This window comes from Streptomyces sp. NPDC044003 (assembly GCF_056435185.1).
This window is the reverse complement of the sequence record NZ_JBWKFA010000017.1, coordinates 97,877-111,210: the sequence shown is the minus strand read 5'-3', so window position 1 is coordinate 111,210 and position 13,334 is coordinate 97,877. Positions and strand designations below refer to the sequence as shown.

At 72.1% G+C, this 13,334-nt stretch carries 8 protein-coding genes; 6 read left to right on the top strand and 2 right to left on the bottom strand.

Going from position 1 to position 13,334, the window contains the following annotated elements; translation table 11 throughout:
- The first annotated feature begins 23 nt into the window (after positions 1–23).
- The 6 genes from AC07AW_RS38755 to AC07AW_RS38730 are packed head-to-tail and all read left to right on the top strand — an operon-like array spanning position 24 to position 11,281.
- Complete coding sequence (locus AC07AW_RS38755; RefSeq protein ID WP_478820178.1) at positions 24–1,874, top strand: CRTAC1 family protein; 1,851 nt, start codon at positions 24–26, stop codon at positions 1,872–1,874.
- 2 nt (positions 1,875–1,876) lie between these two features.
- A complete protein-coding gene (locus AC07AW_RS38750) occupies positions 1,877–3,043 on the top strand; it encodes an enediyne biosynthesis protein (RefSeq protein ID WP_478820155.1) in 1,167 nt (388 codons plus the stop codon).
- Positions 3,040–8,931 (top strand): type I polyketide synthase, encoded by a 5,892-nt coding sequence (locus tag AC07AW_RS38745; protein ID WP_478820154.1) that lies wholly within the window; start codon positions 3,040–3,042, stop codon positions 8,929–8,931. The genes AC07AW_RS38750 and AC07AW_RS38745 overlap by 4 nt, the downstream gene beginning before the upstream one ends.
- Positions 8,932–8,934: 3 nt before the next feature.
- Entirely contained in the window at positions 8,935–9,393 is a 459-nt protein-coding gene (locus AC07AW_RS38740) for an acyl-CoA thioesterase (protein ID WP_478820153.1), read from the top strand.
- Positions 9,390–9,935: a flavin reductase family protein gene (locus AC07AW_RS38735; protein WP_478820152.1), complete on the top strand. Its 546-nt coding sequence runs from the start codon at positions 9,390–9,392 to the stop codon at positions 9,933–9,935. The genes AC07AW_RS38740 and AC07AW_RS38735 overlap by 4 nt, the downstream gene beginning before the upstream one ends.
- The gene (locus AC07AW_RS38730; protein ID WP_478820151.1) at positions 9,932–11,281 is read left to right on the top strand and encodes a cytochrome P450; all 1,350 of its coding nucleotides are present in this window, start codon (positions 9,932–9,934) and stop codon (positions 11,279–11,281) included. The genes AC07AW_RS38735 and AC07AW_RS38730 overlap by 4 nt, the downstream gene beginning before the upstream one ends.
- Before the next feature lie 142 nt (positions 11,282–11,423).
- On the opposite strand, the gene AC07AW_RS38725 is transcribed toward AC07AW_RS38730, so the two are convergent.
- Both AC07AW_RS38725 and AC07AW_RS38720 read right to left on the bottom strand, forming a co-directional pair.
- Positions 11,424–12,194 carry a helix-turn-helix domain-containing protein gene (locus tag AC07AW_RS38725; RefSeq protein WP_478820150.1) on the bottom strand — a complete coding sequence of 257 codons (771 nt, stop codon included), beginning with the start codon at positions 12,192–12,194 and terminating at the stop codon, positions 11,424–11,426.
- A 38-nt stretch (positions 12,195–12,232) separates the two neighbouring features.
- Positions 12,233–13,255 carry a ParB/RepB/Spo0J family partition protein gene (locus AC07AW_RS38720; protein ID WP_478820149.1) on the bottom strand — a complete coding sequence of 341 codons (1,023 nt, stop codon included), beginning with the start codon at positions 13,253–13,255 and terminating at the stop codon, positions 12,233–12,235.
- Positions 13,256–13,334 lie beyond the last annotated feature (79 nt).

Sequence of the window (13,334 nt, the reverse complement as noted above, 5' to 3'; positions counted from 1 at the left end):
CGGGAATCGTCGCGCTCGCCCTGATGGTGGGCACGTTCTACGCCGTCCGGCTTCCCGAGTCCTCGGCCGCTGAGATCGACAAGCTGGCGAAGAATTTCGCATTCGAGCCGATGTCCATCGCCATGCCCGCCGGATTCGAGAAGCAGGAGGTCCGGAAGGTCAACAAGGCGTACCAGCACATCGAGGCCTGGATCTCCTCGGTCGGCGCCGGCATCGCCGTCAACGACCTCGACGGCGACGGGCTGGACAACGACCTCTGTGTGAACGACGTACGGATCGATCAGGCCGTCGTCACCCCGGCACCGACGCGCAAGGACAAGTACGCGCCGTTCGCGCTGAACCCGGCGCCGCTCGGCACCAGCAAGACGATGGCGCCGATGGGCTGCATGCCCGGCGACTACAACGAGGACGGCCGCATGGACCTCCTCGTCTACTACTGGGGCCGCACGCCCGTCATCTTCGTGAACAAGGGCGAGAAGGGGAAGCCGCTGACCGCCGCCTCCTTCACGCCCACCGAGCTGCTGCCCGGCAAGACCGGCAAGACCTACACCGGTCCGCTGTGGAACTCCAACGCGGCCGCGGTCGCCGATTTCGACGGCGACGGCCACGACGACATCTACATCGGCAACTACTTCCCGGACAGCCCGGTCCTCGACCCGTCCAAGGACGGCGACGTCACCATGAACGCGTCGCTGTCGCACGCCCAGAACGGCGGCGGCGGCCACATCTTCCGGTGGACGAAGGACGGCTACGAGAAGACCGAGGACGCCATCCCGCAGAACCTGAACAAGGGCTGGTCGCTCGGCGTCTCGGCCGCCGACCTCGACGGCGACCGGCTGCCCGAGCTGTTCCTTGCGCACGACTTCGGCACCTCGGCGCTGCTGTACAACACCTCGACACCCGGCAAGATCAAGTTCTCCGAGGTCAAGGCCGTGCACAGCGGCACCGTGCCGAAGTCCAAGGAGCTGGGCCGCAGCTCCTTCAAGGGCATGGGCGTCGACTTCGGAGACCTGAACCACGACGGCATCTACGACATGTTCGTCAGCAACATCACGACGTCGTTCGGCATCCAGGAGTCCAACTTCGCCTTCATGAGCCAGGCCGACAGCAAGGAAGAACTGGCCGGCAGGTTCAAGAAGGGCGAGGCCCCGTACAAGGACGAGTCCGCCGACCTGGGTCTGGCCTGGTCCGGCTGGGGCTGGGACGTGAAGATGGGCGACTTCGACAACAACGGCGACCTCGAGATCACCCAGGCCCTCGGATTCGTCAAGGGCAAGAACAACCGCTGGCCGCAGCTCCAGGAGCTCGCCACGGCCAACGACTCCCTCGTCCCCAACCCGCTGTGGTGGCCGAACGTCAAGCACGGTGACGACCTCGCCGGCAGCCAGCGCATGCGCTTCTTCGCCAAGGACCCCGACACCGGCAGGTACCACAACCTCTCCGTCGCCCTCGGCATCGGCGAGCCCGTCCCGACCCGCGGCCTCGCCACCGGTGACGTCGACGGCGACGGCCGTCTCGACCTGGCGGTCGCCCGCCAGTGGGGCGAGCCGCTCTTCCTGCACAACGTCAGCAAGAACACCGGTTCCTACATCGGCCTGAAGCTCACCCACCCGGACGGTTCCCCGGTGGTCGGCGCGGAGGTCTGCGTCGAACTGCCCGACGGCACCAAGCGCGTCGCCCGTCTCGACGGCGGCGGCGGCCACTCGGGCAAGCGCAGCACCGATGTGCACATCGGTCTGGGCAAGGGCGTGAGCGGACCGCTCGACGCCATGGTCACCTGGCGTGACCGCGCCGGTGAGGTCCACGAGCAGAAGCTGAAGCTCACGACGGGCTGGCACAGCCTCGAGCTGGGCACCCAGGTCAAGGAGAAGTGACGATGTCCGCAACGAAGACCGCCGCCCCACGGCACAACCCGAAGGTCACGACGGCCCTGCGCCGCTTCGCGATCTCCATCTCCGTACTCAACGTCTTCGGCTACAGCGTCCTCGGCTTCGAGCAGCCCTGGACCTGGCCGTTCATCGCCCTGGCGACCGCCTACAGCCTCGAGATCGTCCTGGAGATCCTCGGCGCCCGCTCCGAGGGCCGCGCGCCGCGCTTCCTGGGCGGCGGGCCCAAGGGCGTGATGGAGTTCCTCTTCCCGGCCCACATCACCGCGCTCGCCGTGAACATGCTGTCGTACGTCAACGACAAGGTGTGGGTCATGGTGTTCGGCGTCATCGTCGCCGTCGGCACCAAGTGGGTGCTGCGCGCCCCGGTCAAGGGCCGCATGCGGCACTTCATGAACCCGTCGAACTTCGGCATCGCCGTCATCCTGGTGCTCTTCCCGTGGGCCTCGATCGCCCCGCCGTACCAGTTCACCGAGTACCTCGACGGCGGCTTCGACTGGCTGGTGCCGGCGATCATCATCAGCCTCGGCACGATGCTCAACGCCAAGCTCACCGAGCGCATGTGGCTGATCCTCGCCTGGGTCGGCGGCTTCGCCCTCCAGGCCGTCGTGCGCGGCCTGCTGTTCGACACGTCCATCCCCGCGGGCCTCGCGATGATGACCGGCGTGGCGTTCGTCCTCTTCACGAACTACATGATCACGGACCCGGGTACGACCCCGTCCTCGAAGTGGGGCCAGATCGCCTTCGGCGGCAGTGTCGCCGCCATGTACGGCGTGCTGACCGCGATGAGCATCGCCTACGGCCTGTTCTTCGCCACCGCCCTGGTCTGCGCCATCCGCGGCGCCTTCCTGTGGACCGCCGACGTCGTGTCCAAGAAGCGTGCCGAGGAGGCCCTCGCGCTCGCCGCCGTCACCCAGTCCGTCGCACAGGCCGACGCCGCCCTGGCCGACGCCGCGTGCGCCTGCCCCGAGGGCGCCTGCGCCTGCCCCGCCCCGGCGACCGCCGAGGCCCCGGCCTGCTCCTGCCCGGAAGGCCTCTGCGCCTGCCCCGCCCCGGTGACCGCCGAGGCCGGCTGCGCCTGCCCCGAGGGCGCCTGCGCCTGCCCCGCCCCGGCGACCGCCGAGGCCGAGACCAAGAAGATTCCGGTGGCCGCATGACCAGGATCGCCATCGTCGGCATGGCCTGCCGCTATCCCGACGCCACGAACCCGAGCGAGCTGTGGGACAACGCCGTCGCCGGACGGCGCGCGTTCCGCCGCCTGCCCGACGTCCGGATGAACCTGGACGACTACTGGGACGCCGACCCGGCCACCCCCGACACCTTCTACGCCCGCAACGCCGCCGTCATCGAGGGCTACGAGTTCGACCGGATCGCCCACAAGATCGCGGGCAGCACCTTCCGCTCGACCGACCTCACGCACTGGCTCGCCCTGGACACCGCGGGCCGGGCGCTCGCCGACGCCGGATTCCCCGGCGGCGAGGGCCTGCCGCACGAGCGCACCGGCGTCGTCATCGGCAACACCCTGACCGGCGAGTTCTCCCGCGCCAACGTGATGCGGCTGCGCTGGCCCTACGTGCGCCGGGTGATGTCCGCCGCCCTCAAGGACCAGGACATCTGGGACGACGAGCGCATCGCGGAGTTCCTGGACGACGTCGAGGTCGCGTACAAGGAGCCGTTCCCGGCCATCGACGAGGACACCCTCGCCGGCGGACTGGCCAACACCATCGCCGGCCGGATCTGCAACCACTTCGACCTCAACGGCGGCGGCTACACCGTCGACGGCGCCTGCTCCTCCTCGCTGCTGTCGGTCACCACCGCCGGCACCGCGCTGATCAACGGCGACATCGACGTCGCCGTCGCCGGCGGCGTGGACCTGTCGATCGACCCCTTCGAGATCATCGGCTTCGCCAAGACCGGTGCCCTCGCCAAGGGCGAGATGAAGCTCTACGACCGCGGCTCCAACGGCTTCTGGCCCGGCGAGGGCTGCGGCATGATCGTCATGATGCGCGAGGAGGACGCCCTCGCGGCGGGTCACCGCATCTACGCGACCATCGCCGGATGGGGCGTGTCCTCCGACGGCCAGGGCGGCATCACCCGCCCCGAGGTCAGCGGCTACCAGCTCGCGCTCAAGCGGGCGTACGAGAAGGCCGGCTTCGGCATCGAGACCGTCGGCCTCTTCGAAGGCCACGGCACCGGCACCGCCGTCGGCGACGCCACCGAGCTCACCGCCCTCATGGGCGCCCGCCGCGAGGCCGATCCCCACGCCCCGACCGCGGCCATCACCTCCATCAAGGGCATGATCGGCCACACCAAGGCCGCCGCAGGCGTCGCCGGTCTGATCAAGGCGGCCATGGCCGTCGACAACCAGACCCTCCCGCCCGCCATCGGCACCACCGACCCGCACGAGCTGCTCGCCGACGAGAAGGCCAACCTCAAGGCCCTGCGCAAGGCCGAGGCCTGGCCCGAGGGAACGCCCCGACGGGCCGGCATCACCGCCATGGGCTTCGGCGGCATCAACACCCACGTCGTCCTCGACGAGCCGGCCTCCCGGCGGCGCACGGCCCCCGGCCGCCGCTCCGCCGACCTGGCCCACTCGCTCCAGGACGCCGAACTGCTCGTCGTCGACGGCGACTCCCCGAAGGCGCTGCGCGCCCGGCTCGCCGAAGTCGCCGCCTTCGTCGCGAAGGTCTCCTACGGCCAGGTCGCCGACCTCGCCGCCACCCTCCAGCGCGAACTGCGCGGCCTGCCGCACCGCGCGGCGGTCGTCGTCACCTCCCCGGAGGACGCCGAGCGCCGCCTGACGCACCTGGCCGACCTCCTGGAGGGCGGCGAGAGCGCGTACACGGCGGCCGACGGCCGCAGCTTCCTCGGCAGGGTCACCGGCCGCGCCCGGGTCGGCTTCCTCTTCCCGGGCCAGGGCTCCGGCCACGGCACCGGGGGAGGCGCGCTGCGCCGTCGCTTCCCCGAGGCCGCCGAGGTCTTCGACCGGGCCGCCCTGCCCGCCACCGGCGACATGGTCGCCACCGACGTGGCGCAGCCGCGCATCGCCACCGGCTCCGCCGCGGGCCTGCGGGTCCTCGACTCGCTCCGCCTGGAGGCGTCCGTCGCCGTCGGGCACAGCCTCGGCGAACTGTCCGCCCTGCACTGGGCCGGGGCCCTCGACGAGGAGACCCTCCTCCAGGCCGCGCGGGTGCGCGGCCGGGCCATGGCCGAGCACAGCGCCTCCGGCACCATGGCCTCCCTCGGCGCCAAGCCGGAGCGGGCCGAGGAACTCGTCTCCGGCCTCGGTGCCGTCATCGCCGGCTACAACGGTCCCGAGCAGACGGTCGTCGCCGGTTCGGTCGAGGACATCGAGGAAGTGCAGCGGCGGGCCGAGCGGGCGGAGATCGCCTGCACCCGGCTGAACGTGTCGCACGCCTTCCACTCGCCGCTGGTCGCCGACTCCGCCGCGTCCTTCGGGACCTGGCTCGGCACCGCGGACCTCGGTGCCCCCGTCGGCCGGGTCTTCTCCACGGTCACCGGCGAGGAACTGGCGGCCGGTACGGACCTGCCGGCACTCCTGCGCGACCAGATCACCGGTCCCGTCCGCTTCACCCAGGCGGTGAGCGAGGCGGCCCGCCACGTCGACCTGTTCGTCGAGGTGGGCCCCGGCCGGGTGCTCAGCGGCCTCGCCCGGGCCACCACCGGCGTTCCGGTCGTCGCGCTCAACACCGACGACGAGTCGCTGCGCAGCCTCCTCCAGGTCGCCGGTGCCGCGTTCGTCGCGGGCGCGCCCGTGGCCCTCGAGCGGCTCTTCCAGGACCGGCTGATCCGGCCCCTGGAGGTCGGCCAGGAGTTCTCCTTCTTCGCCAACCCCACCGAGCAGGCGCCGCGTGACGTGCCGCCGGCCGAGCGCCGGCCGCGTCCTGCCGTCGCCGCCGCGGCTCCGAAGGCGAAGCGGGCTCCGAAGCCCGAGACGACCGCGGTCGCCCAGGAGGCGCCCGGCGCCGGGCCGGCCGAGGCCGCCGGCCACGACGCCGAGGTTCCCGACGTGCTCGACGTGCTCGACGTGCTGCGCACGCTCGTCGCCGAGCGTGCCGAGCTGCCCGCCGAGCTCGTCGACCCGGACAGCAGGCTCCTGGACGACCTGCACATGAGCTCCATCACCGTCGGACAGATCGTCAACCAGGCGGCGTCCCGCCTCGGGATCGCCGCCGCCCAGGTGCCGACCAACTTCGCCACCGCCACCCTGGCCCAGCTGGCCGAGGCGCTCGAGACCCTCATCAGCACCGGCGGCGTCGAGGAACCCACCGCCCCCGTCGTCGCGGGCGCGGCGCCCTGGGCCCGGCCCTTCGCCGTGGACCTCGACGAGGTCGCCCGGCCGTACGCCGTGACCGACGGCGTCGACGGCGCCTGGGAGCTGTTCGGCTCCGAGGGACACCCGTACGCCGAACGGCTCCGTCAGGAGCTGGCGACCGCCGGCCTCGGCGGAGGCGTCCTGGCCGTGCTGGCCGAGGGCTGCCCGCGGCAGGAGGTCGAGCAGGTCCTGGCCGCCGCCAAGAACGCCCTCGCCGGCGACCGTACGCGGCGCTTCGTCCTCGTCCAGGACGGCCGCGGCGCGGCGGGCCTGGCGAAGACCCTCCACCTGGAGGCCCCGCACCTGCGCACCACCATCGTCCACACCCCGGCGTCCGAGGACGCGGTGGAGCGGGTCGTGGCCGAGGTGGCCGCGACCACCCGCTTCGCCGAGGTCCACTACGACGAGGACGGCGTCCGCCGCGTGCCGACGCTGCGGGCCCTGCCCGTGGAGCCGGAGCGGACCGCGGCGCCGCTGGACGCCTCCGACGTCCTGCTGGTGACGGGCGGCGGCAAGGGCATCTCCGCCGAGTGCGCCCTGGCCGTGGCCCAGAAGACCGGTGCCAAGCTGGCCGTGCTCGGCCGCTCCGACCCGGCCCAGGACCGCGAACTCGCCGAGAACCTCGACCGGATGCGGGACAGCGGTGTCCCCGTGCACTACGCGCGCGCCGACGTCACCGTCCCCGATCAGGTCACGGCGGCCGTCACGGAACTGCGCCAGGCGCTCGGCCCGATCACCGGACTGCTGCACGGCGCCGGGCGCAACGAGCCGGGCGCGCTGACCGCCCTCACGTCCGAGGACTTCGACAAGACCTTCGGCCCCAAGGTCGACGGCCTCTCCACCGTCCTCGACGCGGTGGGCGCCGGCGAGCTCAAGCTGCTCGTCACCTTCGGCAGCATCATCGGCCGGGCGGGCCTGCGCGGCGAGGCCCACTACGCCACGGCCAACGAGTGGCTGGCGGACCTCACCGAGGACGTCGCCCGCACCCACCCGAACGTCCGCGCCCGCTGCATGGAGTGGTCGGTGTGGTCCGGCGTCGGCATGGGCGAGAAGCTCTCCGTCGTCGAGTCGCTCTCCCGCGAGGGCATCGTCCCGGTCTCCCCGGACCAGGGCGTGGCCATCCTGCTGCGCCTCATCGAGGACCCGGACGCCCCTGTCGTCACGGTCATCAGCGGCCGTACCGAGGGCATCGACACCGTCCGCCGTGACCTTCCCGCACTGCCGCTGCTCCGCTTCACCGGCAACCCGCTGGTGCGCTACCACGGCGTCGAGCTGGTCACCGAGGTCGAGCTGAACGCCGGCACCGACCCGTACCTGGCCGACCACCTGCTCGACGGCAACCTGCTGCTGCCCGCCGTCATCGGCATGGAGGCCATGACCCAGGTCGCCGCCGCGGTCACCGGCCGCACCGGCACCGCCCCGGTCATCGAGGGCGCGAAGTTCCTGCGCCCCATCGTCGTGCCGCCGAACGGCAGCACGCGGATCCGGATCGCGGCGACCGTCACCGGCACCGACACCGTCGACGTCGCCATCCACGCCGAGGACACCGGGTTCGTCGCCGAGCACTTCAGGGCGCGCCTGGTCTTCTCGGAGACTCCGGCGCCGGACGGCCCGCCGCTCCAGGTGCCGGACGACACCCCGGTCGTTCCGCTCGACCCGGCCGCCGACCTGTACGGCAGCGTCCTGTTCCAGGGCGCCCGCTTCCAGCGCCTGCGCCGCTTCCACCGGGCCGCGGCCCGTCACGTGGACGCCGAGGTCGCCGTCCAGCAGCGGCCGGAGGGCTGGTTCGCCGGCTTCCTGCCGGACGAGCTGCTGCTCGCCGACCCGGGCATGCGCGACGCGCTCATGCACGGCAACCAGGTGTGCGTCCCGGACGCCACGCTGCTGCCCTCGGGCGTGGAGCGGATCCACACCCTCGGCTCCGGCGACCACGTCCCCGAGCGACTGCGGTACACCGCGGTCGAGCGCAGCCGCGACGGCGACACGTACGTGTACGACATCGCGGTACGGGACGAGGACGGCACGGTCGTCGAGCGCTGGGACGGCCTGACCCTGCACGCCGTGCGGAAAACCGACGGGTCCGGCCCGTGGGTCGCCCCGCTGCTCGGCCCCTACCTGGAGCGTGCGCTGGAGGACGTCGTCGGCAGCCGCGTCGCGGTCGCCGTCGAGCCGCACGGGGACGCCCCCGCCGGCTCGGTCGCCCAGCGGCGGAGTTTCACGGCCGACGCGGCCGCGCGGGCCCTCGGCAGCCCGGTCGCCGTCCGGCACCGTCCGGACGGGCGTCCGGAGCTGGAGCCGGGCCGGCACATGTCGATGTCGGCGGCGCACGGCCTGGGGGTCACCCTCAGCGCGGTCTCCGACACCGAGGTGGCCTGCGACATCGAGGCAGTCAGCATGCGCTCGGCCCACGAGTGGCGCGGACTGCTCGGCGACCACGCGCCCGTCGCGGAGCTGGTCGCCAAGGAGACGGGGGAGGCGCCGGACACGGCCGCCACCCGGGTCTGGGGCGCCGTGGAGTGCCTGCGGAAGGCCGGCATCATGGCCGGCGCGCCGCTGACGGTGCTGCCGCGCCGCAAGGACGCCTGGGTGGTCTTCGCCGCCGGCGACCTGCGGATCGCGACCTTCGTCACCGCCCTGCGCGATGCCCTGGAGCCCGCCGTCTTCGCTTTCCTCACCCATGAAACCCCTCTCGTCGAAGGGCGGTCCTGAACCATGGCGGACGACTACTTCGAGTACCGGCACATGGTCGGCTTCGAGGAGACCAACCTCGTCGGCAACGTGTACTACGTGAACTACCTGCGCTGGCAGGGACGGTGCCGTGAGATGTTCCTCCAGCAGAAGGCGCCGGACGTGCTGGCCGAGGTGCAGGACGACCTCAAGCTGTTCACGCTCAAGGTGGACTGCGAGTTCTTCGCCGAGATCACCGCGTTCGACGAGCTGTCCATCCGGATGCGGCTGTCGGAACTGGGCCAGACGCAGCTGGAGTTCACCTTCGACTACGTCAAGGTGACCGGCGGCGCCGAGGTGCTGATCGCCCGCGGCCGCCAGCGGATCGCGTGCATGCGCGGCCCGAACACCAACACCGTGCCCTCCCGCATCCCCGAGGGCCTGGCGCGCGCCCTGGAGCCGTACACCACCCGCGGGCCGGCCCTGGCCGGGCGGACGGCATGAGCACCCTGGCCGCCGCGCCGCCGCGGGACGCCGTCACCGGCGACCCCGCGGCGCTGCGGCGGGCCTTCGGGTCCTTCGCCACCGGCGTGACCGTCGTGACGGTCGGCGGCGCCTCCCCGCGGGGCATGACCGCCAACTCCTTCACCTCGGTGTCGCTGGACCCGGCCCTCGTGCTGCTGTGCGTGGGCAAGGACGCGGTCATGAACCGCGTCCTCGCCGAGGCCGACACCTTCGCGGTGTCGGTCCTCGGCGCCGGCCAGGAGGCTGTGGCCCGGCACTTCGCCGACCGCTCACGGCCCCCGGGCGCCGCCCAGTTCGACGCCGTCGACTGGCTGCCCGGCGAGGCGGCCGCCGCCCCGCTGATCGCGGGGGCGGCGGCCCACTTCGAGTGCGCCCGGTGGCGGACCTACGACGGCGGGGACCACACCATCCACGTCGGACGCGTGCTCGCCCTGGACGAGCTGCCCGGCCGTGAGCCGCTGGTGTTCCACGGCGGCCGCTTCCGCCGGCTCGCCCCCGTGCCGGACGGAGGCCGCCCATGAGCGTCCATCCGCCCGGCCCGCCCGTGTGGGCGCTGCCCGGTCTGCTGCGCAAGCTGGCGGTCGACCGGCTCGGCATGATGCGGGACGCCGCCGAACTCTCCGACGCCGTGCGCGTCTCCATGGGCCCGAAGAAGCTGTACATCTTCAACCGGCCCGACTACGCCAAGCACGTGCTGGCCGACAACGCCGCCAACTACCACAAGGGCATCGGCCTGGTGGAGTCCCGCAAGGTCCTCGGCGACGGACTGCTGACCAGCGAGGGCGACCTGTGGCGCGCCCAGCGCCGCAACGTGCAGCCCGCGTTCAAGCCGGGCCGGATCGCCGCCCAGGCCGGGGCCGTCGCGGAGGAGGCCGGCCGGCTGGTGGACCTGCTGCGCGGGCATGCCGGGGACACGCCCGTCGACGTCCTGCAGGAGGTCACCGGGCTCACCCTCGGCGTGCTGGGCCGGACCCTCATGGACACCTCCCTGGAGGGACACGGCGGCATCGAGCACGCCTTCGAGGCCGTGCAGGACCAGGCCATGTTCGACATGGTCTCCCAGGGCCTGGTGCCGACCTGGGTGCCCTTCGGCACCCAGCGGCGGTTCCGCGCGGCACGCCGGGAGCTGACCCGGATCGTCGACGCGCTGGTGGCCGACCGCGGCGACCGCCTGCGCGACGGGGACGGTGCCGACGACGCGTTCGCCCGGATGATCCTCGCCGCCCGCGAGCGCGAGGACCCGGCACTCGGCCGCCGCCTGCTCCAGGAGGAACTGGTCACGCTGCTGCTTGCCGGGCACGAGACGACGGCGAGCACGCTCGGCTGGACCCTGCTGCTGCTCGCCCGTCACCCGCACGTCCGTGACCTGGTGCGCGAGGAGGCCCGCGCCGTGCTGGCCGGAGGCCGCCTTCCGGAGGCCGACGACCTGCACAAGCTGACGTACACGACGCAGGTCGTCCAGGAGGCGATGCGGCTGTACCCGCCCGTGTGGATCCTGCCCCGGATCGCCCAGGCGGCCGACGAGGTCGGCGGGTTCACCGTGCCGGCCGGGGCCGACGTGCTGGTGTGCCCGTACACGCTGCACCGCCACCCGGACCTCTGGGACGACCCGGAGCGCTTCGACCCGGGCCGCTTCGAACCGTCGCGGGTCGCGAACCGGCCCCGGTACGCGTACATCCCCTTCGGCGCGGGACCGCGGTTCTGCGTCGGCAGCAACCTCGGGATGATGGAGGCGGTCTTCGTCACCGCGCTCGTCACCCGTGACCTCGACATGACCGTGGTGCCCGGGCACGAGGCGGTCGCCGAGCCGATGATGTCGCTGCGGATGCGGGGCGGCCTGCCGATGACGATCCGGTCGGCGGGCTGATCGCCGCCACACCGCATTTCCGCACGACCGCATTTCCGCACGAACGCACGACCGCACGACCGCACGACCGCACGAAGCAGGCCGGCCACGGTGGAAACCCGTGGCCGGCCTGCTTCGTGTCTTCTCGTTGTCGTACGGTCCGTCAGCCGGCCAGGCGCTCCAGGGCGTTGGTGCGCAGATCGAGCAGGGCCAGGAGGATCGGCGGGTCCATTTCGTTCAGCGGACGCAGGGTGATCTCCGCGGGCAGCAGCAGGGTGTCGGCGTGCGCGGTCACCGGTCCGTAACTGCCGACGGAGACGGCGTCCTCGGCGCCGGCGCCGGCGACCAGGTGCTCGTAGCCGTAGGGAACGGAGTGGACGAGCACGTGCCAGGTACCGGCCGGGATGTTGCGCAGCTCGAAGGTGCCGGGACCGTCCAGGACGGTGCAGCGCACCGGCTGGCCCTGCGGGACCGGGGTCGGGAACAGACCGAGGAAGCAGTTGCCGGGGGCGCGGTCCTCGGGAAAGGTGACCCGGCCGCGCAGGCTGCTGCGCGTGAGGACCTGGTTTCCCGTGGAGTCCGTCTGAATGGCGGAGGTGAATCCGCCGAGGTCCCGGAACATGCTCGGCGAAACACCGACGCATGACTTGAAACGCGAACTGAAGGTTCCGACGCTGCTGTATCCGACCTGGCTGCTGATATCGGCGACGCTGAATCTCGTGTCGACCAGAAGACGCTTCGCCTCCTGAAGTCGCAGCGCGGAAAGAAAACGCCCGGGAGAGGTTCCGGTTACATCACGGAACGCGCGAGTGAAATGAAACTTGCTGAACATGGCGGTACGTGCCATGTCGTCGATCGTCAGATCCTGACCGAGATTGGCGCGCATGTCTTGGATCACCCTGCGGACCGCACGCTCGATGGCGGTGGAGGTCACCGATTCTCCCTGTCGTTGTTGACGATGCCCTGATGCCGTCAGCGGGAACGCGTGACGGGTCGTGGTGGGGTGGTGGCGGGCGCCATGTCGGTCAGGCGCCGACTGCTCAGGTCCTCGGCGAACCTGCGCCAGGTCTGGGAGCACTGCAGGGCGAGTTCGGCCACGGTGGCGGTGCAATGCGGCGGGACGGTCTCCAGCTGCTGGCGCCAGGAGTCGTCCACCAGGAAGTGCGTGTGCAGCCAGCGCAGGAAGTGCCGGCCCGACTCGGAGTGGCGCAGCGAGGGGTCGCCGGAGAGCTTGCGCAGCGTCTCCAGCGACGTCCGGGTCCGGCCCGTGCCCTGCGGGCCGGGGCTCTGAGGACCGGGCTGCCGGGGCGCGGTGTGCGGCGCGGGCAGGCCCGGGGGGTCGACGGTCGGCGTGGGAGCGGCGGGTTCGGCGGGTGCGTGGCCGGAGGCCGGGAGCGAGGGTTCGGCGGCGGGTGCCGGGGTGCGTCGCCCGGGCACGGGAGCCTCGCCGCGCAGCAGGCGTTGCCGCACGTCGTGGGCGGTGCCGAGGGACAGCCCGGTCTCCTTGACGATGGCCCGCAGGGGCAGGTCGGGGTGGCTGGCCATGAGCCGTGCGGCGTGCAGCCGTTCGGCGGTGCGGTCCAGCGGGTGGGGCTTGCCGTCGCTGCCGATTCTGGTGTTCGACCCTGCCGCGTCCTCGGTTGAACGGCGGCGCACCGCCGCGACCGTCTTGGCGTCCAGGCCGGTGTAGCCGGCCACGGCGCGATCGGAGAGGTCGGTGTGCGAGCGCAGGATGCGGGCGGCCGCGGCCTTGCGGTCGGTGACCGGCAGGGGCAGGCCGTGGCCCGTGTTGGCGGCCACGGCGCGAAGGAACACGTCCTGCTCGGGGCCGTCGAAGTAGTGCGCCTCGATGGTGTCCACGCCCTTGAGCAGGGCCGCGGCGATCCTGTGGGCTCCGTCGACGACGCGCATGGTCGGGCGGTGGACGAGGATCGGCGGCAGGGACGTGTGCGTTTCGGCGAGTCGCTGCACATGCTTCTCGTCCAGCCCGTTCAAACGCGGGGAATCCGCCGGGAGAAGAGTCTCTATACGGACCCGGTGAGTGAGGTTCATGGGCAGTGTCAGGCGCCTGTCC

Coding starts and splice junctions, on each gene's coding strand:
- AC07AW_RS38740 (WP_478820153.1), top strand. CDS start 8,935: ATGGCGGACGACTACTTCGAGTACCGGCACATGGTCGGCTTCGAGGAG.
- AC07AW_RS38755 (WP_478820178.1), top strand. CDS start 24: ATGGTGGGCACGTTCTACGCCGTCCGGCTTCCCGAGTCCTCGGCCGCT.
- AC07AW_RS38730 (WP_478820151.1), top strand. CDS start 9,932: ATGAGCGTCCATCCGCCCGGCCCGCCCGTGTGGGCGCTGCCCGGTCTG.
- AC07AW_RS38735 (WP_478820152.1), top strand. CDS start 9,390: ATGAGCACCCTGGCCGCCGCGCCGCCGCGGGACGCCGTCACCGGCGAC.
- AC07AW_RS38745 (WP_478820154.1), top strand. CDS start 3,040: ATGACCAGGATCGCCATCGTCGGCATGGCCTGCCGCTATCCCGACGCC.
- AC07AW_RS38750 (WP_478820155.1), top strand. CDS start 1,877: ATGTCCGCAACGAAGACCGCCGCCCCACGGCACAACCCGAAGGTCACG.